18 protein-coding genes are annotated in these 22,133 nt (G+C 70.4%); 9 read left to right on the top strand and 9 right to left on the bottom strand.

Translation table 11 applies throughout. The features are described 5' to 3' along the window. The first annotated feature begins 79 nt into the window (after nucleotides 1-79). Together ABZ412_RS12390 and ABZ412_RS12395 are read left to right on the top strand one after the other, a co-directional pair. On the top strand, nucleotides 80-2,383 hold the full coding sequence (locus ABZ412_RS12390) for a LuxR C-terminal-related transcriptional regulator (RefSeq protein WP_357279653.1): 2,304 nt from the start codon (nucleotides 80-82) through the stop codon (nucleotides 2,381-2,383). A gap of 29 nt (nucleotides 2,384-2,412) precedes the next feature. Then, nucleotides 2,413-3,042 carry a hypothetical protein gene (locus tag ABZ412_RS12395; RefSeq protein ID WP_357279656.1) on the top strand — a complete coding sequence of 210 codons (630 nt, stop codon included), beginning with the start codon at nucleotides 2,413-2,415 and terminating at the stop codon, nucleotides 3,040-3,042. Here ABZ412_RS12395 and ABZ412_RS12400 read toward each other — a convergent pair whose 3' ends face one another. The 6 genes from ABZ412_RS12400 to ABZ412_RS12425 form a co-directional block, all read right to left on the bottom strand. Continuing rightward, nucleotides 3,043-3,567, bottom strand: a complete 525-nt coding sequence (locus ABZ412_RS12400) for a DinB family protein (protein ID WP_357279658.1) — start codon at nucleotides 3,565-3,567, stop codon at nucleotides 3,043-3,045. Nucleotides 3,568-3,669: 102 nt separating this feature from the next. Continuing rightward, nucleotides 3,670-4,524: an alpha/beta fold hydrolase gene (locus ABZ412_RS12405; protein ID WP_357279661.1), complete on the bottom strand. Its 855-nt coding sequence runs from the start codon at nucleotides 4,522-4,524 to the stop codon at nucleotides 3,670-3,672. Next, nucleotides 4,524-5,684: a 3-hydroxy-9,10-secoandrosta-1,3,5(10)-triene-9,17-dione monooxygenase oxygenase subunit gene (gene hsaA, locus ABZ412_RS12410; protein ID WP_357279664.1), complete on the bottom strand. Its 1,161-nt coding sequence runs from the start codon at nucleotides 5,682-5,684 to the stop codon at nucleotides 4,524-4,526. Before hsaA ends, ABZ412_RS12405 begins: the two co-directional genes overlap by 1 nt. 172 nt (nucleotides 5,685-5,856) lie before the next feature. Beyond that, entirely contained in the window at nucleotides 5,857-7,677 is a 1,821-nt protein-coding gene (locus ABZ412_RS12415; protein WP_357279666.1) for an alpha/beta-hydrolase family protein, read from the bottom strand. Nucleotides 7,678-7,976: 299 nt separating this feature from the next. After that, the gene (locus ABZ412_RS12420; RefSeq protein ID WP_357279668.1) at nucleotides 7,977-8,927 is read right to left on the bottom strand and encodes a LysR substrate-binding domain-containing protein; all 951 of its coding nucleotides are present in this window, start codon (nucleotides 8,925-8,927) and stop codon (nucleotides 7,977-7,979) included. A gap of 104 nt (nucleotides 8,928-9,031) precedes the next feature. Beyond that, on the bottom strand, nucleotides 9,032-10,540 hold the full coding sequence (locus ABZ412_RS12425) for an FAD-dependent oxidoreductase (RefSeq protein WP_357279671.1): 1,509 nt from the start codon (nucleotides 10,538-10,540) through the stop codon (nucleotides 9,032-9,034). A 166-nt stretch (nucleotides 10,541-10,706) separates the two neighbouring features. Between ABZ412_RS12425 and ABZ412_RS12430 the strand changes: the two genes are divergently transcribed. From ABZ412_RS12430 to xylB, 5 genes are all read left to right on the top strand, one after another. Beyond that, nucleotides 10,707-13,097: a PEP-utilizing enzyme gene (locus ABZ412_RS12430; protein ID WP_357279673.1), complete on the top strand. Its 2,391-nt coding sequence runs from the start codon at nucleotides 10,707-10,709 to the stop codon at nucleotides 13,095-13,097. A 154-nt stretch (nucleotides 13,098-13,251) separates the two neighbouring features. Then, the gene (locus tag ABZ412_RS12435; RefSeq protein WP_357279675.1) at nucleotides 13,252-14,157 is read left to right on the top strand and encodes a tyrosine-protein phosphatase; all 906 of its coding nucleotides are present in this window, start codon (nucleotides 13,252-13,254) and stop codon (nucleotides 14,155-14,157) included. Between the two features lie 105 nt (nucleotides 14,158-14,262). Then, on the top strand, nucleotides 14,263-15,267 hold the full coding sequence (locus ABZ412_RS12440; protein WP_357279677.1) for a glycoside hydrolase family 172 protein: 1,005 nt from the start codon (nucleotides 14,263-14,265) through the stop codon (nucleotides 15,265-15,267). A 102-nt stretch (nucleotides 15,268-15,369) separates the two neighbouring features. Continuing rightward, nucleotides 15,370-16,377 carry a zinc-dependent alcohol dehydrogenase family protein gene (locus ABZ412_RS12445; RefSeq protein WP_357279679.1) on the top strand — a complete coding sequence of 336 codons (1,008 nt, stop codon included), beginning with the start codon at nucleotides 15,370-15,372 and terminating at the stop codon, nucleotides 16,375-16,377. Between the two features lie 13 nt (nucleotides 16,378-16,390). Continuing rightward, nucleotides 16,391-17,779, top strand: coding sequence for a xylulokinase (gene xylB / locus ABZ412_RS12450; RefSeq protein WP_357279682.1), 1,389 nt, complete (start codon nucleotides 16,391-16,393; stop codon nucleotides 17,777-17,779). Here xylB and ABZ412_RS12455 read toward each other — a convergent pair. After that, nucleotides 17,770-17,940: a CopG family transcriptional regulator gene (locus ABZ412_RS12455; protein WP_357279684.1), complete on the bottom strand. Its 171-nt coding sequence runs from the start codon at nucleotides 17,938-17,940 to the stop codon at nucleotides 17,770-17,772. The genes xylB and ABZ412_RS12455 overlap by 10 nt on opposite strands. Before the next feature lie 168 nt (nucleotides 17,941-18,108). Here ABZ412_RS12455 and ABZ412_RS12460 point away from each other — a divergent pair, with 168 nt between their 5' ends. Both ABZ412_RS12460 and ABZ412_RS12465 read left to right on the top strand, forming a co-directional pair. Continuing rightward, on the top strand, nucleotides 18,109-18,624 hold the full coding sequence (locus tag ABZ412_RS12460; RefSeq protein WP_357279686.1) for an OsmC family protein: 516 nt from the start codon (nucleotides 18,109-18,111) through the stop codon (nucleotides 18,622-18,624). A gap of 27 nt (nucleotides 18,625-18,651) precedes the next feature. Continuing rightward, complete coding sequence (locus ABZ412_RS12465; RefSeq protein ID WP_357279688.1) at nucleotides 18,652-19,959, top strand: bifunctional o-acetylhomoserine/o-acetylserine sulfhydrylase; 1,308 nt, start codon at nucleotides 18,652-18,654, stop codon at nucleotides 19,957-19,959. 4 nt (nucleotides 19,960-19,963) lie between these two features. Here ABZ412_RS12465 and ABZ412_RS12470 read toward each other — a convergent pair whose 3' ends face one another. Continuing rightward, nucleotides 19,964-20,623 (bottom strand): TMEM175 family protein, encoded by a 660-nt coding sequence (locus tag ABZ412_RS12470; RefSeq protein WP_357279691.1) that lies wholly within the window; start codon nucleotides 20,621-20,623, stop codon nucleotides 19,964-19,966. A 33-nt stretch (nucleotides 20,624-20,656) separates the two neighbouring features. Continuing rightward, entirely contained in the window at nucleotides 20,657-22,132 is a 1,476-nt protein-coding gene (locus ABZ412_RS12475) for an FGGY-family carbohydrate kinase (RefSeq protein WP_357279693.1), read from the bottom strand. Nucleotide 22,133 lies beyond the last annotated feature (1 nt).

Genomic DNA, 22,133 nt, shown 5'->3' on the forward strand with positions numbered 1-22,133 from the left:
GCACACCGAGGGCACCCGCGAGCTGGGTTTATGCGTGCCTGCTGGCACTGAATGCGGCAAATCACATAGGTTGGACCCCATGGCGCGGCGTGTCAATGGAAACCTCCCTGAAGAGGTCACTTCATTCGTCGGCCGTCGCGAAGAACTGGCTACCGCGAAGCGTCTGCTGCCGACCACCCGGGTGCTGACCCTGCTGGGCCCCGGCGGCATGGGCAAGACCCGCCTGTCGCGGCAGATCGGGCACCTGGTGGCGCGGGCGTTCCCGGACGGCGTGTGGCTGGTGGAGCTGGCCGACGTGCACGATCCTGCCCTGGTCACGCTGAGCGTCGCCGAGGCCCTGAACCTGCGCGACGAGTCCACCGCGCCGCTGCCCCGGCTCACCGAATTCCTGGCCGACAAGCGGCTGCTGCTGATTCTGGACAACTGTGAGCATCTGATCGAGGCGTGCGCCGCGCTGGTCGGCCGGATCATCGCCACCACCCCCGATGTGCGGGTGCTGGCCACCAGCCGCGAGGTGCTCGGCATCCCCGGCGAACAGGTGATGCCGGTGCCGCCGCTGACCGTGCCCGACACCCTGGGCGAGGACGGCGACGCGCTGCAGCTGTTCATCGAGCGGGCCACCGCCGCCAACCCGGGTTTCGAGGCCACCCCCGCCAATCGGGCGGTGCTCGCCGAGATCTGCCGCCGCCTCGAGGGCATGCCGCTGGCGCTGGAACTCGCCGCGCTGCGACTGCGCATGTTCACCCCCGAGCAGATCCGCGACCGCCTCGACGACACCATCGGGCTGCTCAGCGCCGGGCCGCGCACCGCGCCGCAACGGCAGCAGACCATCGAGGGTGCGATCCGCTGGAGCTACGACCTGTGCACCACCGCCGAACAGGCACTGTGGGAACAGCTTTCGGTGTTCGCGGGCGGCTTCGACATCGACGCCGCGGAGGCGGTGTGCGAGCTCGCGCCGGGCGCGCTCATCGAGGCGCTCACCGGGCTGGTCGACAAGTCGGTGGTGATGCTGCGCTTCGACGGCGACGTGGCCCGGTACTCGATGCTGGAGCCGATCCGCCAGTTCGCCGCCGACCGGCTCGCCGAACGCGGTACGGCGCAGGAGGTTCGGGCCCGGCACCGCGAGCACTACCGGCGGCTGGCCATGCAGGGGCAGACCGCGTACTGGACCTCCGCCGACGTGGCGTGGTTCCGCGAACTGAGCCGCGAGCACGCGAATTTGCGTGCGGCACTGCGGTCGGGCCTCGAGGACGACCCCTTGCGCACCATGGCCACGGTGACGGTGCTGCGCCCGTTCTGGGAGCACAACCGGTTCCTGTCCGAGGGCTATCGCTGGCTCACCGACTCGCTCACCCGTAACCCCGAGCGCACCGCCGAACGCGCCAAGGCGCTGTCCTCGGCCGCCTCGCTGGCCGCCCTGCTGGGCGATCAGGAGTCGGCGGCGCGGCTGGTGGCCGAGTGCATGGAACTGGCCGCCACCCTCGACGATGACGACATCCTCGCCGAGGTGGCGCTGGACCGGTCGCTGCTGGCCTTCGCCAGCGACCGCGAACGTTCCCTGGAACTGGGCCGCAGCGCCATCGAGCTGGCCGCCGAAACCGGGCAGAACGCGATCGAGATGGACTCGCACGCCTTCTCTTTCATGGCGGCGATGGTCCTGGAGGCGCCCGGCCGCACCGAACTGGCCGAGCGTTTCCTGGAACTCACCACCGACTCCGGTTCGCATCTGCTGGGCGGGCTGGCGCTGTGGACGGTCGGCATCGACCACTGGCGGCGCGGCGAACTGGAGGCGGCCGCCGAATTCCACGGCCGCGCCATCGAGCAGCTGGCCCTGTTCGAACGCTGCATCTGGCTGTCGTCGGCCTTCGAGGGCCTGGCCTGGACGGTCTCGGCGGGCGGCGACCACGAGCGGGCCGCGCGGCTGCTGGGCGCGGCGGAGTCCTTGCAGCGCAGCACCATCCGGCTGGCGCACACCATCACGGTCGCGGTCGGCGAGAAGGAGCGGCTCAAGGTCCGCGAGGCCCTGGGCGAGGAAGCCTTCCGCACCGCGTTCGGCGCGGGCGCGAGCCTGCCGCTGAGCGAGGCCATCGACTACGCGCTCGGCCACACCGCCGCGCCGGAGCCGGCACCGGCCGCCGCGCCGCCCGCGCTCAAGCGCCCCGCCCGCTCCGTGACGGCGACGCTGTCGGAGACCAATGTGCTGACCCGCCGTCAGAAGGACGTGGCCCGGCTGGTGGCGGCCGGGCACAGCAATAAGAAGATCGCCGCCGATCTGGTCATCTCGGTGCGCACCGCCGAGACCCATGTCGAACACATTCTCACCAAGCTCGGCCTGACCTCCCGCACCCAGCTGGCGGCCTGGGCCCACGAACACGACCTGTAGGTCCCGACCATCCCGGAGGACTTGCTCGCATGATGACCATCGACGACTACCGCCGGACCCGCGAAAGCCTGCACGCGGTGGCCGAACAACTGCTGGCCGGACCGGAATACACGCGCAGCAAGACGATTCGGCTGACCCCGGTGCCCGGCGGATTCGCCACGGTGCAGGAGCCACGACTCGCGGTGCGCGCCGATGTCCTCCTGCTCGACGACCTGCCGATCGGGAAGCTGGACGGCGCGACCATCGCGGAGCTGGCCGCCGCGGCGGGTGTCGAACCGGGGATGCCGGAGGGCGTGTACGCGAGCCGCACGACGTTGGACCCGAACGCGCCCCTGTTCGTCGACGCCCGGCAGTCCCGGATCCTCACCAGCGCTTACGGACTCGGCGATGCCGCCCTGCGCGCCCTGGCCCCCGACCGCACGCCGGTGCTGTGGCCCGAGCATTTCGATCTCGGGATCGACATCGACGAAGTCAATTACGGGGTCTCGCCCGGCGACGCCCTGATCGGCGAGCCCTACGCCTATGTGGGCCCGTGGCGGCCGCGCACCGGCGAATTCTGGAACCAGTCCTTCGGCGCGTCCCGCACCATCGCCGAACTCGGCGACCTGGACGCGCTCACCGAGTTCTTCCGCGAGGGCCGCCGCCGCGCCGCGGAGTGATCACTGGTAGCCGGTGGCCCCGTCGATGCGTTCGCGCAACAGGTCGGCGTGCCCGGCGTGACGGCCGTACTCCTCGATCATGTGCAGGTAGATCCAGCGCAGGGACAGGTCCTTGCCGGTGCGGGGGTGCGGGGCGGCGTGGTCGAGGGCCAGGTCGGCAACGGCCTTGTCGCACAGGGCCAGTTCCTCGACGAACCGGGCGTAGTCGGCTTCGGCCCGCTCGGGGTCGGTGTCGTCGAAGTCGCCGTCGCGATTGATCTCGTCGGAGTAGATGTAGGCCAGGTCCTCGCCCGCCGCGCGCATGCGGAACCAGCCGCGTTCCACCTCGGTCATGTGCCGGATCAGGCCCAGCAGGGACATGCTGGACGGCTCCACGCTGCGGGTCGCGAGCTGAGCGCCGGTGAGGCCCTGGCATTTCCACAGCAGGATCTCGCGGCCGCGGGTGAGCAGGGAGTGCAGCATGGCGCGCTCGTCGCCGGCGAGCAGCTGCTGCGAACGGGTGACCTCGGGAGCAGTCCACGTCATGGTCGGACTCTAGCGCCGGGCCCTGATCCGGGAAAACGAATTCGGGGGGTGGGCGGCACCCATGAGGTACCGCCCACCCCCCGAATCACGGGAAACCGCTTGCTACAAGCCGTTGTTCAGGAAGTCGATCACCGAACGCTCGAACGCGTCCTTGCGCTCCACCATGACCCAGTGGCCGCAGCGGGCGAAGGTGCGCAGGTCCGCGTTGGGGATCTGCCGGGCCGCGAAGAGCGAGCCCTCCACCGGGGTGACCCGGTCGTCACGGCCCCACAGGATCAGCACTTCCTGCTTGATCCCCTTGAGCCGCGCCCACAGCGGAACCGGCTCGGCCAGCTTCGGGTTGTAGAAGGTGGCGTAGGCGTCGCGCAGGGCGGCCTGGCCCTTCGGGTCGGCGGCGGCCCTCAGGCGCTTGGCGACGAGTTCCTCGGTGAGGGTGGCCGGGTTCGAGACCATGGCCCGCAGGAAGCCCATGGCCTTCTCGTCGCTGGGGTTCATATTGAACTCCATGAGCCGGTTGATGCCCTCGGACGGTTCGGGTCCGAGGATGTTCACCCCAACCCCGCCGGGGGCCATCAGCACCACGCGGTCCACGCGGCCCGGATGCTCGAGCGCGAGCAGGGTCGCGACCGTGCCGCCCATGGAATTGCCGAGCACGTGCGCCTTCTCCAGGCCCAGCTCGTCGAGCAGGCCGATCACCGCGTCGGCGGCGATGCGCAGGTAGTTGCGCTCGTACACCTCCGGGCGACCGCTCTCGCCGAAGCCCGGCTGATCCAGGATCAGGCAGCGGAAGTGCTGGGCCAGCACCGGCAGGTTCTCACCGAAGTTGGCCCAGCCGGACACACCCGCGCCGGAGCCGTGCAGCAGCACCAGCGCCGGGCCCTCGCCGGCCTCGTGATAGCGGAGCTTGTGACCGTCGACGGTCACCCACTTGGTGGTGCTCTCCGCGGTGAGGGTCATCAGAGCATCCGATCCGCGACCTCGAGGCCCATGGCGCCCTTGCCGTACATGGCCAGCGCGCGCTCCACGTCGTTGATCACGTGCACGCTGCCCGCGTGGGCGTCGCGCCAGTTGCGCTCGATGATGTTGGGCTGGCGGATGGCGTGGCCGCCGGAGTTCTTGAACAGCAGGTCGATCGCTTCGAGCGCGCGCTCGGTGCCGCGCACCTGGTCGCGGCGGGTGGCCAGCCGCAGCTCGAACGGGATCTCCTCACCGGCCTGCGCGTAGCGCAGCTGCTCGGACATGTTGCGCTCCATCTGGAGCACCGCGGCGTCGATTTCCGAAGCGGCGCGGGCGATCCGGACGTGGGCGAAGGGATCCTCGGAGACCTTCTGGCCGCCGTAGGACAGCCGCACGCGCTCGCGCTGACGCTCGATGTGCGCGTCGTAGGCGCCCTGCGCCGCACCGATGATCGGGGCGGTGATGGTGTTGGAGAACAGCGCGCCGAACGAGATCTTGTACAGCGGGTTGGTGTTCACCGCCTGGCCGGGGCCGATCAGGTTGGCCTGATCCGCGGCCGAGTAGGCGCGATAGGCCGGGACGAAGGCCTGCTCGATGACGATGTCGTTGGAGCCGGTGCCCGCCAGGCCCGACACGTTCCAGGTGTCCTCGATGCGGTAGTCGGTGCGCGGCACCAGGACCGTGTAGTAGTCCATGCCGGTCGCGGTCGGCACCAGTGCGCCCAGAAACACCCACTGGCCGTGGTCGCAGCCGGAGGAGAACTGCCAGCGGCCCGACAGCTCGTAGCCGCCGTCGACGACGGTCAGCTTGCCGGTCGGCGCGTAGGAGGAGGACACCAGGGTGTCGGGGTTCTCGGCCCACACGTCCTGCTGCGCCTGGTCCTCGAACAGGGCCAGCTGCCACGGGTGCGCGCCCAGCACCGAGGACACCCACGCGGTGGACGGGCACACGGTACCGATCGCGCGGATCACCTCGTAGAAGGCGACCGGGGACTCCTCCATGCCGCCGAAGCGGGCCGGCTGCAGCATGCGGAACACACCGGCCTCGGTGAGCTCGGCGATGCTGGCGTCGGGCACCCGCCGCTGCTCTTCGGCCTGAACCGCGCGTTCCCGGATCGCGGGCAGCAGATCGCGGACCCGATCGAGCACCTTGTTAGTCATGCGGGCGTTCCTCCTCGTGCAGAGTTTCCTGCCATCGAAGTTATGACCAACACACTGTTTCGAACCGAAATAGTCCCGATCATCGGAACATCGGTTCCGGAGACAAGAGTAGTGCCGGGCCCCGCCGTGAGCAGGGGCCCGGCGGACACTCGGGGCAGGAGCCCCACCGGATCTATTTGTGGGCGTACTCCCAGGTGATGTCCTCGTCGAGGGCCTTGCGGATGGCGGCGTCGAGGCCGGGGTTCCAATCGGTCGGCTGGGCGACGGCGACCCAGCCGTCGAGGACCAGGTCGCCGTAGCGGTGGCCGTGGCCCGAGGGCACGCCCTGGGCGTTGGCGAGGTCGGCGCTGATCTGCCAGAAGGTGACGATGGGCCACCAGCGGATGGATTTGGAGACATCCTTGCCGCGTGGTTCCTTCAGCCAATCCGGTTGGGTGAACAGCAGATCCGGCGACCACCACACGATGGGGTCGGAGGCGTGTTGCAGGTAGACCACGCGCGGGGCGATCCACTGGCGGTCGGGGCGGGCGAGATCCGGTGCGGTGGCGGCGAAGCGGACGATGAGGCCGTCGGCGTAGATCGGCAGGATCTCCGGCGTCCCCACGTCGCGGCGCTGCTCGATCTGGCTCCAGATGCGATTCGAGTTGGGCGGGCCCACCCACAGCACGCCGTCCACCAGGCTGCGGATGTCGTCGAGTCCGGAGAACGCGCCCTCGGAGCCCTGCGAGCCCAGGCTCTCGCCGTAGACCAGCAGTTTCGGCCGGCGCTCCGGGGGCAGCTGGGCCCACCGCTCGTGGACGGCGTGGATGACCAGCCGCCCGGACTCGGTGGCCTTCTCGCGGTCGGACAGGAACGACAGCACGCTGGGCAGGTACGAGTACTGGGTGGCGGCGATGGCGCTGTCGCCGCCGTACATGTACTCGATCGAGGAGGCGGTGGTGGAGTCCACCCAGCCGGTGCCGGTGGTGGTCACCACGACCAGCACCTTGCGGTCGAAGGCGTGGGTGCGGTCGAGTTCGCGCACCACCAGGGCGGCGATGTCCTCGGGCTCCGGCGCCGAGTCCAGGCCCGCGTACACCCGAATCGGTTCGCGCGCGGGCTTTCCCGTGACCTGGGCGATCCGCCCGGCGGTCGGCGCGGTGGCCACGAACCAGCGGCCCTCCGAACCGAGGGTGTCCCATCCGGCCAGAGACTGTGGGCTGCCGGACCTTTCGGGCAACTGCGGCTGGACGGCGCTCTCCGAGGTCTTGCCGTTGCGCAGGCTGAACGCCGAATTGGCCGTGGCGAAGAAGGCTTTCGCCAGTACGCCCTGGAACAGCAGCACCGCCAGCACACCCACCACGACGACCGCGCCGGGGTAGGCGAGGCCGCGCGGAATGTGCCAGTCGATATTGAGCAACCGCACGATCAGCCGGATCAGCCACCGGACAACGCGGTACGCGGCGATCACCAGGGCGAGGGTGGCCGCGGCCACCAGTTCGGCGCGCAGGTAGCTCGACGTGGTGGTCGGTTCCATCCCCATCAGCGTTTCGAGGTCGCGCTGCCAGCGGGCCGACCGGGCCAGCACCAGCGCGGCGCCGACGATGGTGCCGACCAGGATCACGACTTTGCCGACGGCCCGGGTGGTTTCGCTCGGATTCCACAGTTTGGCCAGGCCCTCGGCGGAGTCGGGCAGCCGCGGCTGCACCCACTTCGCGAACGCCCACGCCAGCACACAGCCCACGCCGTAGCCGATGGCCGCGCTGATCCCGCAGACCAGGCCCTCGAACAGCCAGGTCCGGGGCAGCAGGGAGGGCGACACCGCCCACAGGAAGAAGATCCACGCCACGATCAGCCCGGGATAGTTCGGGTTGATCGCGCGCTCCACGCGGGCGATGAGCGCCCACACGCGGGACGGGAACGATCGGGTGTCCGGCTGCGCGTCGTCAGCGGGCTTCTCGTCAGCGGGCTTGTCGTCAGCGGGCTTGTCGAGGTCCTGACCGTGGGCCGTCATGTCTCCGAGTCTGGTCGCCCGGACTCGCCCGGACGGCAGCGACACGCGCGGACGGAACCGGCGCCGCCGGACGCCGGGGGCTCAAGCCGGTGTCCGGCGGCGCCGGGTATCCGAGATTCCCTCATCGGGTAATGAGGGTGCGCCTCATCGGGAACAACGAGGCGGCCACGAACCGCAGGGAGGTTCGCGGTGGACGACGCATCCCCCCGCGCTGTCCGCCCACGTCTGGCGACAGTAAGGCGTTCCGTTAGCAAAGTGAAACAGCTATTCCTTGGTGATTGACAAGCAGCACTTGTCAATCAGAGGTGAGCGGGCAGGGTGCGATCCTCGAAATCGGGCCGTTCGAGCAGCTCGACCAGTTCCGGACGCGCGGCCCGGACCTCCCGTGCGATCTCGACGAACGAACGCACCAGCGGGGATTCGTGTTCCGCGGGCCAGGCGACGGTTACCTCGTTGCGCGGGGCATCGACGATCGGCAGCAACCGGACCCGCGGAAACGGCATCCAGCGCGCCGACGCGACGGTCAGCACCACGCCGACGCCCGCCGACACCTTGTGCAGCTCCTCCAGCAGCGATTTCGACCGCGACACCACCGGCGCGGGATGCCCGCCGCGGTGATCGTGCAACTCCCAGAACGCATTCCACACCGGATCGTCGTTGTCCGCGCCGAGCAGCGGCTGGTCCAGCAGGTCCCGCACCCGCACCTCGGGCAGTTCGGTCAGCGGATGCCCGGCGGGCACCAGCGCCACCAGCGGCTCGGAGAACAGCGGTTCGACGCGAATTCCGTCCGCGCGGAACGGAAGTCGCGCGAAGGCCACGTCCACGCTGCCGTCGGCCAGTCCGGCGGCGGGCTCCTCGTAGGTGAACTGCCGCATATCGACGGTCACGTCCGGATGCCGTTCCCGGAAAGCCGCCAGGATCGGCTCGGTGAGCGTCAGCGCCGCGCCCTCGAGGAACCCGAGCACCAGCCGGTCGGACTCGCGCCGCTGCGCCACCCGCGCCTGTTCGACGGCCAGGCCCAAGGTGGTCAGCGCGCTGCGGACCCCCTCGAGCAGCGCCTCGCCCGCCGCGGTGAGCTCCACACTGCGCGTGGTCCGGATGAAGAGCACCAGGTCCAGGGCCTGCTCCAACTGCTTGATCTGCGCACTCAACCCCTGCTGCGCCACGTGCAGCCGCTGCGCGGCCCGCGTGAAACTCAGGTCCTCCGCCACCGCGACGAAATACCGCAACTGCCGCGAGTGCACATCCATAGCGAGCGAGTCTAGAACCAATCCGCGTGCCCGATCCCGGCTCTCGGCAATCAACTGGACCACCGACCATTTCCGTCGGGCCGAAGCGCCGGGCGGCGGACGGGTCAGGCGCGGCGGGCCGCGGCGGTGCCGGCGCGCCGGCCGAAGAAGGTGCCGTCGCCGAGGGAGGTTCCGGAGATGTAGCCGAAACCGTGCAGGCCATTGGCGGCCCGGCCCGCGGCGTAGAGACCCGCGATCGGCTTGCCGTCGTGGTCGAGCACGTGCCCGTCGAGATCGGTGTGCAGTCCTCCCAGGGTGAACACCGAGGCGCCGGTGCCGCGCCGGTCACCGGCCTCCGACGGCGGGCGGACCCCGGCCTTCACGTCGATGGCGGCCAGCGGCGGGGTGAGTTCCCGCAGCCAGCGCGCGTCCTTGTGGTGATCGAGATCCGTGCCCTGCCGGGCGAATTCGTTGTAGCGGCCGATGGCGGTGGTCAGCGACCCCGCGGGCAGACCCGTGAGTTCCTCGAGCTCCTCGGGCGTCTCGGCGACGTGGGTGGGCCGCACGCCCCAGCGCTGGGGTTCGGGGACGTCCTCGAAGCCCTCCTCGTCGACGATGACCCACACCGCGGTGTCGTCGCCCGCCCAGCTGCCGCCCATGTTCTGGCGGTAGAGCGCGTGCTGGCCGATCCGGCCCGGATAGGTGTCCTCGTTGACGAAGCGGCGACCCAGCGCGTTGACCACCATGCCGCGCACGGCCAGCCCCGGGATCAGCGACATGCCGACCTGCCCGGCCGACATGTGTCGCACGGCCGCGCCCAGCGCCTGGGCCATCCGGATGCCGGAGCCGTCGTCGGTGCCCGCGCTGACCTTGGTGTGGCCGATCAGCTGCGGCGCGTGGGCGGCGAGCATGGCGTCGTTGTCGACGAAACCTCCGGTGGTGAGCACGATTCCGCGCCGGGCGCGAATGGTGATCTCGTCGCCGTAGCGACGCGCGACCGCGCCCACCACGACGCCGTCCTCGTCGACGATCAGCGTGCTGACATAGGTGTCGAATCGAGTGGTGGCCCCGGCGGCCTCGGCCGCGGCGGCCAGGCATTCCATGAGCAGCTTGCCGCCGAAGTCGTTGGCGGTGGGCCGGTGCCCCCGCGGGGCGGGGTGAGCCAGTTCGGTGAAGGGCCAGCTGTTCTCACCCAGCCACATCAGGCCGTCATCGGTGGGCGGCACCCAGGTGGGGGCGTTCCACATGGTCGGCTTGAACGGCACGCCGCGGTCGACCAGCCAGTGGAAGTGCTCGACGCTGCCCGCGCAGTACTCGTCGATCTTGGCGGTGTCCGCGCCCGCGCCGAGCGCGGCCTTCAGGAACGCGGCCATGGCCTCGGGGGTGTCGTCGAAGCCGCAGGCCACCTGGATCGGGGTGCCGCCGCCGAGGTAGATCTCGCCGCCGGAATTGGCCGACGCGCCGCCCGGACCGCCCGCCCGGTCCACGATCAGCACCTGCGCGCCCGCGTGCGCGGCCTCGAAGGCCGCCGCGGCGCCGGCCGCGCCGTAGCCGACGATCAGCACATCGGTCTCGATGTCGTAGGGGCCCACCTCGCCGGCCGCCCGCGGCGTGACCGAATTCCGCACTGTCATGCCTCGACGGTGCCCGCTCCGACCGCCATTCCTTAGCGGTCCATCTTGCTGACCGATTCACCGATCCCGTTCAACGGGACTGCGACCCGTCACACCCTCGTGCAATAGGGATGGTGTGTGAACGGCGTCACTGTGGTTGGGGACGCCTGCACGAGGAGGAGAGTCAATGCGGATTCTGGTCACCGGAGTCACCGAGCCGAGCGGCCGCGCCGTCGCGCGCATGCTGCTGGCCGCCGGCCACGAGGTATCCGGTCTGGACCGGCAGCGGCACCGCTACGTGGACCCGCGGGTCGAGGTGACCGTCGGCGACCTGTCCGACGCGCAGGTGTGCGCGCGGGCCGCGGCCGGGGCCGACGCGATCGTGCACCTGGCGGGCCCGGCGATCGCGGCGATCGCGAAGGCGGCCCAGGAATCCGGCGCGCGCCTCGTGGTTCCCGTTGCGGCGGGCGCTGATTCGAGCGTCGAGAAGATCGTGGCCGGCTCCGGCGCCGACGCGCTCATCGTGCGCACCGCGCTGGTGGCGGGCCGCCGTGTCGATCACGGCGGCTGGCGCACCCTGGAGAGCCTGACCAGCGGCGGCAAGGGCAGCGTGCAGGTGCTGCACTACGACGACCTGGAGCGCTTCCTGGTGCTGGCGGCGCTGTCGCAGCGCGGCGGCGTGGTCGAGCTGGCCGCGCCCGGCGAGGTGTCCAGCACCGAGGTCAAGCGCATCCTGTCCGAGGCGGGCGTGAAATACGGTGCGTGGCTGCCGAAGTCGTCGGCGACCCAGACCAAGGTCGACGCGAGCGCGGCCCGCGAGGAGTGTGGCTTCCGCTGCGGCTGGAACGCCACCGAGGTCATCGCCGACACCGCGCGCGGCCTGCACGGCCGCAAGAGCGGCGGCTCCGGCTTCCGCAGCCGCCGCGGCGCCATCCCGCTGCCGACCCACGTGGTGCCGCAGAACGCCCCGACCTCCGACGGCTACCAGCTGACTTCCGCCGCCCCCGAGGGACTGCAGGGCGAGTTCGACGATCTGGTCGACGACCGCATCCCGGTCTACACCGCCACCAACACCTCCGAGGCGCTGCCCGGCCCGCTCACCCCGCTCACCATCGACCTGCAGGCCGGGGCCATCCGCCTGGGCAACGAGGCGATGGGCCACATGATCGCCATCGAGGGGATCGCGCTCGAGCACTGGGTGTCCCGCGTGACCAGCGTGCTCGGCCACCACATGTACATCAACGCCTCCATCGGCGTCTTCTCCGCCGAGAACATGCCCGGCTGGGACGAGGAGAGCGTGCGCCGCGACGTCTACGGCACCATCGGCGACCTCGAGCTGCACCCCAAGGGTCGTCCCGCCATGCCGACCGGTATGGCTGCCCGCGCGGGCACCTTCAAGGCCATGGGCCGGGTCGCCTCGACCGCCCTGCAGTACAGCAAGACCGCCGAACTGATCAATGCCGCCTCGCACGCCGAAGCGCTGAACCGCGACCAGATCTCCGAGCTCACCGACGAGCAGCTGCACGCCCGCGCCCTGCTCTGGCGCGACCGCCTCAACCAGGCATGGCAGGCGGCCTCCATCGGCGTCATGATGACCGGCGCGGCCACCGCCGCCCACAAGGGCGAGGTCAAGATCGACCTGAACCGCCTGGAGTCGGCCAAGACCATGCTGGCCGTGGAGCGGCTGGCGGCCCTGTGCCGCAAGGACGCCGGACTGCAGGCGCTGGCCAAGACCGGTGACGTGGGCGCGGCCCGCGAGAAGTCGCCGGAGTTCTCCAATGCCCTGGACCAGGAGCTGGCCAAGATCGGCCACCGCGGTCCGGGCGAGTGCGAGCTCATCAACAGCACCTTCGGCGACCGTCCCGAACTGCTGGTCACCGCCGCCGGGCGGGCCGCGGAAATGCCCGCGCCGCACCGGGAGCCGGTGCCCGAGCCGACCAGCCGCACCGCCAAGATGGCCGTCGGCGCGACCGTCTACCGCGAGCGCGCCCGCGACGCCGTCGTGCGGGTCACCAACTGCCTGCGCCTGGCCACCCAGGAGCGCGCCGCGCGCCTGGTGAAGGCGGGCAAGCTCACCGAGATCGAGGACTCGGTGTTCCTGAACCTGGACGAGATCCTGTGGGCCCCGGCCGATCTGAAGGAGCGGGTGGCGCGCCGCCGGGACGAGCGCACCCGCTTCCAGGCCCTCCGCATGCCCGACGTGGTCAACGGCCCGTGGGAGCCGGAGGAGATCTCCGGCGCGATCGCGGTGGGCGAGACCATCACCGGTCTCGGCGTGAGCCCGGGCGTGGTGGAGGGCACCGTCAAGCGCGTGCTGACCCTCGACGACGACATCGAGCCGGGCGACATCCTGGTCGCCTCGGTGACCGACACCGGCCACACCGCCATGTTCGCCTACGCGGGCGCGGTGGTCACCGATATCGGCGGCGCGGCCTCGCACGCCGCCATCGTGGCCCGTGAGTTCGGCGTCCCCTGTGTGGTGGACGCCAAGACCGCCAGCACCGGCCTGCAGGACGGCCAGCGCGTCCGGGTGGACGGCGCGGCCGGGACCATCACGTTGCTGGCCGACGCCGAATAGGCGCGGCCCGCAACCGAACCGCCTCGGGCGCGCCGCGCTCGCGTCCGAGGCCGGTCGGTCCACTAAACAAACCAACCAGTCTCCTTCTTGCGCATCTATGCCCGGACCGGGGCATACCCCACGACCCGGTCCGTGATCGAAAGGAATACCCCCAGTGACGATCTCGCGCGCCGTACGCGGCACCCTGACCGGCGTAGCCGCAGCGCTCATCGCCATCACCCCGGTCGCCGTCACCCCCGCGGTGGCCGCGCCGGTGCCGGTGCTGCAGACCCCCAAGGGCGTCTCACTGAACCTGGCGACCGCGCCGAACGCCCGTGACCTGAGCGGCATCCCGCTCGGCGGCGGCGCGAAGACGAAGGTGGGCTCGGTCTACCGCTCCGACGCCCTGAACAAGCTGAGCGCCGGCGAGCAGCAGCAGCTGGTGTCGGCGGGCATCGCCGAGATCATCGACTTCCGCAGCCCGATCGAGCGCTCGCAGAACCCGGACAAGCTACCGGCCTCCATCCCGGCCAAGTCGCTGCCGGTCTACGACCCGAACAACGACTTCTACCTGTTCTTCGCCAAGGCCGTGCAGGGCGGCCCCGAGGTCCAGCAGCAGCTGCTCGGCGACGGCAAGGGCCGTCAGTACATGATCGACTACTACAAGTGGCTGGTCACCGACGCCACCTCGCGTGGTCAGTTCTCGGCCGCGCTGAAGGAGATCGCCAACGCCAACGGCCCGGTGCTGTTCCACTGCACCGCCGGTAAGGACCGCACCGGCTGGATGTCGGCCATCCTGCTGACCGCCCTCGGCGCGAACAAGGGCCAGGTCTACAACGACTACCTGGACTCCAACGACAACCTGGCCGCCGCCAACAAGGCCACCCTCGACGGCCTGGTCCACGCCGGCCTGGTCACGGACCCGTCGCTGTTCGAGCCGGTCCTCGGCGTCGACCGCGCCTTCCTCGACTCCGCCTTCGACGCGGTCCAGGCCAACTTCGGTTCCTTCGACAACTTCCTGTCGCAGGGCCTGGGCATCGACGCCGCGACCGTCGCGACCCTGAAGTCGAAGCTGGCCTAGCAGTATCCTCCGCAATGCCGACGCCGGGTGTGGGACGGCGTCGGCATTCGCATGTCCGCCCCATGTCCGCTTCCCACAGTCGATCTACATGCGAAAATACGCATGGTGCACGAGATCTGGCAGCTGGACGGGCGGCGCACCCGCTCGGTGAGCGCGGAGAACCCGACCGGTGAGCCCGGTGGGGGCGGGCGAGCCATCTCCGGGACCGGCGCGTTCGCGGCGGCGGGGCTGGGGCGGGGCTGGAAGGTCTCGCCGTCCATCGACCTGCGGCCCGGCGAAACCGCCACGCTCGCCGACCTTTCCGGGCCCGGCGTGATCCGGCACCTGTGGCTCACCACCGATCGCGCGCTGCTGCGCGATTTCACGCTCCAGATGTACTGGGACGACGCACCGGAACCGGCCGTCGCGGTGCCGCTGGGCGACTTCTTCTGCAACGGCTGGGATCAGCTGGCACTCGTCGACTCCGCCATGATCGTGGTCGCGCCCGCGGGCGGTCTGAACAGCTACTGGCCCATGCCGTTCCACTCCCGCGCGCTGATCACCCTGCACAACGGGTCCGAACAGGCCACGCCCGTGTATTACCAGATCACCTATCTGGAAGAGGACTTACCGGGCGCCGCCGGGTATCTGCACACCCGGTGGCGCTGCTCCGATCCGCTGGGCACGCCCGCGGAACATCCGATCATCGAGATCGACGGCGGCCCCGGCCGGTATGCCGGAACGTATCTGGCTCTGCAGCCGCGCGCGACCGGCTGGTGGGGCGAGGGCGAGCTCAAGTTCTATCTCGACGACGACACCGAATTCCCCACCCTCTGCGGCACTGGGACCGAGGACTATTTCGGCGGGGCCTGGAATTTCGACCTGGACGGCGCATATCGCCCCTACTCCACCGCCTATCTGGGCATGCCGCAGGTGCTGCCGCCGCATCGAATCTACGAGCCGCACCAGCGATTCGGCATGTACCGCTGGCACATTCCCGACCCCATCTGTTTCGAGTCCGGGTTGCGCGCCACCGTGCAGGCGCTGGGCTGGCGCGAAGACGGCCACTACCTACCGCTGGACCGAGCCCATGTGGCATCCACCGCCTTCTGGTATCAATCGCTCCCTTGATCCCCCCGCATCTGCCGTAACGATTGTGGGACAGCAGAAAGAATGCGATTGCTATTGCGTAAAACGCGTCGGGCGCGTGGCACGCGGGTGCATGGTATTGCTATGCGCGCCTTAGTCGTCGAGAAGCCCGGACAGTTCTCGGTCGAATCGGTGCCGGATCCGCTACCCGGCACCGGTGAGGTCGTGATCCGGGTGGACGCTGTCGGGATATGCGGGACGGATATCCATATCGTCGAGGGCGAATTCCCGCCCACCCCCTATCCCATCGTGCCCGGACACGAATTCGCCGGGGAAGTGGTGGCGCTCGGCGCGGACGCGGCCGGGGTGCGGATCGGCGATCGGGTGGCGGTGGATCCGTCGTTGTTCTGCGGCCGCTGCCACTATTGCGCGATCGGGCGCGGGAATCTGTGCGAGAACTGGGGCGCCATCGGCGACACCGTGGACGGCGCCATGGCCGAGTACGTGAAAGTGCCCGCCGCCAACTGTTATCGGCTGCCCGGGCACGTGTCGCCCGCGCACGGCGCGCTGGTGGAACCGCTCTCGTGCGCGGTGCACGGATTCGACGGGCTGCCACGGCGGCTCGGCTCGCACTACCTGATCTACGGAGCGGGCACCATGGGGCTGCTCATGCAGCAACTGGCCGCGGCGGCGGGCGCGGCCTCGGTGTCGATGGTGGACATCAATGCCGACCGGCTGGCCGTCGCCCGCACCCTGGGCGCGGACGCGGCCGGCGTGTCGGCCGACGACATGGATCGGCCCGAGGGCTGGGAGATCGTGATCGATTGCAGCGGAACGGTGGCCGCGATCGAGGACGGGCTCGCGCGGGTGCGGCGCGGCGGCACCTATCTGCAGTTCGGGGTGGCCCCGGCGGCGGCGCGGGCCAGCGTCTCGCCGTTCCGGATCTACAACGACGAGATCACCATCGTCGGATCCATGGCGGTATTGCACAGTTTCGGCCGGGCGGTGGACCTGCTCGGCGAGGGCGTGATCGACGCGGACACCGTGATCACCCATGATTTCGCCCTCGAGGAATTCGGCGATGCCCTGCGTACCTTCCGCGCGGGCACCGGACGCAAGATCCAGCTGCATCCCGGACGGGCGGCACGATAGAGGGTGGTGGCCAATGGCGGTCGTTGCCGGAGTGGATTCCTCCACTCAGTCCTGCAAGATCGTGGTGTGCGACGCCGACACCGGAACGGTGTTGCGGCAGCGCCAGATTCCGCACCACGACGGCACCGAGGTGCCGCCGGCCATGTGGTGGGAGGCGCTGCGCGCGGCCTGTGACCGCATGATGCGCGATGTCGAGGCCATCGCGGTGGCCGGGCAGCAGCACGGGCTGGTGGCGCTCGACGCCGCCGGGCATCCGGTACGGGACGCGCTGCTGTGGAACGACACTCGCTCGGCGGAGGCGGCCAGTCAGCTGGTGGGCGAGCTGGGCGGGCCGCAGGCGTGGGCGGACGCGGTGGGCAGTGTGCCGCTGGCCGCGCACACCGTGGCCAAGCTGCGCTGGTTCGCCGACCACGAACCCGAACTGGCCGACCGGACGGTCCGGGTGCTGCTCCCCCACGACTACCTGACCTGGCGGCTGCGCGGCGGCGATCCGGCGACCGAGCCCACCACCGATCGCGGCGACGCCTCCGGCACCGGGTACTGGTCCCCGGCCGCCGGCGCCTACCGGACCGACCTGCTGGCCATGGCCTTCCGCGGCCGCAGTCCCGCATTGCCCCGGGTGCTCGCGCCCGCCGAGATCGCCGGGCACACGCCGGGCGGGCGGCTGGTGGCCGCGGGCACCGGCGACAACGCGGCCGCGGCGCTCGGATTGGGCATCGCGGACGGGGACGTGGTGGTGTCGCTGGGCACCAGCGGGACCGTGTTCACCCGGGCCGCGTCGCCCAGCGCCGATCCCTCCGGGGCGGTCAACGGATTCGCCGACGCCACCGGCGCGTTCCTGCCGCTGGTCTGCACGCTCAATGCCGCCCGGGTCCTGGACGCGACGGCGGTCCTGCTCGGCACCGACGTGTCCGGGCTGGAAGTGCTGGCCGCGCAATCCCCCGCGGGCGCGGACGGTCTCACGCTGCTCCCCTATATCGCGGGCGAGCGCACCCCGAATCTGCCGCACGCCACCGGCAGCCTGCACGGCCTGCGTCCGCACACCATGCGGCCGCACCACCTGGCCCGCGCCGCCATCGAGGGCATGCTCTGCAATATCGCCGAGGCCCTGGACCGCCTGCCGACGGTCCCGAACCGAATCCTGTTGATCGGCGGCGCATCCCGCTCCCGCCTCATCGCGCACGCGGCCGCGACCATCTTCGGCCGCACCGTCACGGTCCCCAACCCGAGCGAGTACGTCGCCCTGGGCGCGGCCCGCCAAGCCGCCTGGGCGCTGCGCGGCGGTCCCCGCCCACCCCGCTGGCCCACCCCGCCGGGCACCGAATTCCACACCCTGGCAGCGGGAGTCGGCGCCGCCATCCGCCAGCGCTATACCGAGATCAGAGACGCGTACTACCCGTAGACGACCGGTCCGTCCGACAGGTAGTCATCCCATGTCTTGTGCCGCGTGATGTAGTTCCGGATGGCGTCACGGGCGATCTCCTGTTTGGATCGCCCTTCCATCGCCGCCTGCGCACCCAGCGCAGCTTCTTCGTCCTCGCTGAGCCGCAAAGTCCATGCCACCGCGAATTCATATCACCCCGGTGTCACCGTGTCTGCCGAACGACCGTCCAGTTGGCAACCATCACATGACGAACAGGTAGCCGAGGCCCGGGATACCTACCGGCTATTGCGCTCACGGCGAGTTCAACCATCGTCAGCACCGGTCGCTGAGTCGTAGCTTCACGCGGTATGACGACCGAGCTGAGCACCCCTTTGAACGATATCGTCGAGGCGACCGGCCGCGCGGTGGCCGCGGACCCCGCCCAGGCCACCGTGGTCTTCCGCGCCGCGGGCACGCCGGAGGGCACCGTGGGCAGCGCGATCGCGCTGGGCCGGTATACGGTTCAGGTGGACGAGCCGCCCGCGCTGGGCGGCGAGGGATCCGCGCCCAACCCGGTGGAGGTGTATCTGGCCTCGCTGATCTCCTGCCAGGTGGTGACCTACCGATTCTGGGCCCAGCGCCTCGGCGTCACCATCGACGATCTGTCCATCGAAGCCGAGGGTGATCTCGACGTGCGCGGCTTCTTCGGACTCGACGACACGGTGCGCCCGGGATTCCAGGCGGTGCGCGTCACGGTGCGGGTCAGCGGCCCGGAATCGGCCGAGCGCTACGCCGAACTGCAACGCGCCGTCGACGAGCACTGCCCCGTCCTGGACCTCACCACCGGCCGCACCCCGGTCGAGACCACCCTCATCGCCCAGTAACCACAACCCATCCACCGGAGGCCCCCGATGACCGACGCCGCCCTGCCCGAAGACCCCACCGCCACCTGGAGTTTCGAGACCAAGCAGATCCACGCGGGGCAGGCGCCCGACGCCGCGACCGGCGCGCGCGCCCTGCCGATCTACCAGACCACGTCCTACGCGTTCCGCGACACCGACCACGCCGCCGCGCTGTTCGGACTCGCCGAGCCGGGCAATATCTACACCCGCATCATGAACCCCACCCAGGACGCGGTGGAACAGCGCATCGCCGCGCTCGAGGGTGGCGTGGCGGCGCTGCTGCTGGCCTCGGGGCAGGCGGCGGAGACCTTCGCGATCCTGAACCTGGCGGGGGCCGGGGATCACATCGTGTCGAGCCCGCGGCTGTACGGCGGCACCTACAACCTGTTCCGGTACACCCTGCCGAAGCTGGGCATCGAGGTGAGCTTCGTCGAGGATCCGGACGATCTCGAGCAGTGGCGGGCGGCGATCCGGCCGAACACCAAGGCGTTCTTCGGCGAGACGGTGTCCAATCCGCAGAACCACCTTCTCGACATCCCCGGGATCGCGGAGGTCGCGCACGGGTCGGGGATTCCGCTCATCGTCGACAACACCGTCGCCACCCCGTACCTCATCCAGCCGTTCGCGCACGGCGCGGACATCGTCGTGCACTCGGCGACCAAATATCTGGGCGGGCACGGTGCGGCCGTCGCGGGCGTGATCGTGGACGGCGGCACCTTCGACTGGCGCGGTGGACGATTCGCGGGCTTCACCGAACCGGATCCCAGCTACCACGGCGTCGTCTACGCCGACCTCGGCGCGCCCGCCTACGCGCTCAAGGCGCGGGTGCAGCTGCTGCGCGATCTGGGTTCGGCGATCTCGCCGTTCAACGCCTTCCTCATCAGCCAGGGGCTGGAGACGCTGAGCCTGCGCCTCGAGCGGCACGTGGCCAATGCGACCGCGGTGGCCGAGTTCCTCACCGGACGTCCCGAAGTCACGGCCGTCTCCTACGCGGGCCTGCCCTCCTCGCCGTGGTACGAGCGCGGAAAGCAGCTGGCTCCCAAGGGTGTCGGCGCGATCATCGGGTTCGAGCTGGCGGGCGGCGTGGACGCGGGCAAGCGTTTCGTGGACGCCCTCACCCTGCACAGCCATGTCGCCAATATCGGTGACGTGCGCTCGCTGGTCATCCACCCGGCCTCGACCACGCATTCGCAGCTGACCCCGGAGCAGCAGCTGGCGGCGGGTGTCACGCCGGGCCTGATCCGCCTGGCCGTCGGAATCGAGGGCATCGACGACATCCTCGCCGATCTGCGCGCCGGATTCGCCGCGACCGCCTAGCCGATCAGAAGCGGTCGAGCGGCCGGATCCGCGGGGACACAGCCGAATTCACCTGCAGGGCGATGATCAGGCCGATGCTGAGATAGGTGTTGATCGGGCACAAAGCCACCGCCGCCGCGTACAGGAATTGCACGATTCCGATGCGGCGGCGGATGGCCGTCAGGTCCTCGGGGGCGGCGGCGGCGGTGAGCAGGCCGGCGCGGCGGGCGTAGCGCAAGGCGGCGAGCTGCGCGAGTCCCAGGTACAGCAGATCGGCCCAGTAGACCAGCAGCGCCAGGCGCGATTGCGGGAACGCGGCCAGCAGGGCGGTCGCGAAGGGCACCATGCAGACGCCGAACAGGAACATCAGATGGATCCAGGTCAGCGTGCGGTCCGCACGATCCATCAGGCCGAGCTGGGTCTGCTGGCCGATCCAGAACATGCCCAGGGTGAGGAAACCCAGGAAGCAGATGAGGAATTGGGGGCCGACGTGGGTGAGGGCGTGCCAGACCGGCTCCTCGTTGGCGGCCGCGCCGGAGGTCCACAGGGCGCGCTGACGCCAGGTCTCGCTCGCGGGGACGTGCAGTTCCAGCACGAGCAAAGTCATTGCCACAGCGAAGATTCCGTCGCTGAGCGCGCCCAGCCGACCCAGGTCCTGTGCCGCGATGCGGTGATATCTGGCCATCCGCCCCACCTCCGTGTCGGACCCTAGCCGAGATCAGGGCGCGGCGCGGTGTTGCTCCCGGGCGAGGAAGTGAGCGGTGGCTTTCGTTGTCTCGTACAGGGATCGGTAGTGGCGGTAGTACGGGCCGTAGCGCGCGGTGGTGTCGGGATCCGGTTCGATCGTGCCGATGATCGGATTCCAGGCCGAGGTGTCCAGGCCCAGGGCCTCGGCGGCGAGCAGCGCGTCGCCGAGGGCCGCGCCGACGGTGTCGGCCGGAAGCTGTTGCGGCAGACCGGTGATGTCGGAGACGATGCGGGTCCACAGGCCCCCCTTGGTGCCGCCGCCGACCGCGACCAGGCGAGTCGCGGGGGCGCCGGCCGCGGCCATCGCCTCCAGATTGTGGCGGACCCCGTAGCCGATGCCCTCCAGGACGGCGCGGTAGAGGTCGGCGCGCTGGTGGGTGAGGGTGAGGCCCGCGATCAGGCCGCGGGCGTCCGGGTCGAACAGCGGGGTGCGTTCGCCCGCGAAGTAGGGCAGCACCAGCAGGCCGCGGGAGCCCGGCGGGACACGGGCCGCCTCGTCGAGCAGTTCGGCGAAGTCGCTGCCGGTGAGGGCCCGCAGCCAGTCGGTGACCGCGCCGGAGGTCGCCATGCCGGCGGCGGAGGTGTAGGTGCCGGGCCAGGTTCCGCAGGTGGTCCACAGCCCCGGCTGCGGACGCGGGTCGGCGAGCACCTGGGTGAGGAACATGGTGGTGCCGTACATGATCATGCAGTCGCCGGGGGCGCGGACACCGATCCCGGCCGCCTCGGCCCAGGCGTCGATGGTGCCGGTGGTGACCGGAAGCCCCACGGGCAGCCCGGTCGCGGCCGCCGCCTCGGGGGTGACGCGGCCGACAATCTCGGTGGGCCAGGCCAATTCGGGCAGACGCAGGCCGGGGGCGACCGATTCGGCCCAGTCGGTGGCCCAGTCGCGGGCCATCAGGTCGTACATGGGGACGCACTGGCTGGCGGACTGGTGGTCGAGGACGTAGCGGCCGGTCAGGCGGTACACGAGAAACGAGCCGGCCATCAACAGCATCCGGGTGGCGGACCACACCCGCGGCTCGTGCCGGATGAGCCAGCGCAGTTTCGGGCCGACGGCCTGACTGGTGAGCGGCGACCCGCACCGCTCCAGCACGGTCAGCGGCCCCAATTCCGCGTCCAACTCCTCGATTTCGACGCCCGCGCGGGTGTCGACCCCGTACAGGATGGCGGGCCGCAGCGGACGGCCGTCCGCATCGGCGGGCAGCAGGCACGGGCCGATGCCACTCACCGCGAGCGCCTCGATGGGTTCGCCGTCCGCGGCCGCCACCAGGTCGCGGGCGATGCCCACGAAGTCGGCCCACCACACCGTCTCCGCGTCGTGCTCCACCCAGCCCGGCCGGGGCGTCGACACCCGGTGCGGTCGTTCGGCGCGCGCGGCGACCACGCCGTCCCGGTCGGTGAGGACGCCCTTGGATCCGGAGGTGCCGATATCGATGCCGAGGAGCATG

The organism is Nocardia sp. NPDC005746 (genome assembly GCF_040630785.1).
Lineage (GTDB): Bacteria > Actinomycetota > Actinomycetes > Mycobacteriales > Mycobacteriaceae > Nocardia.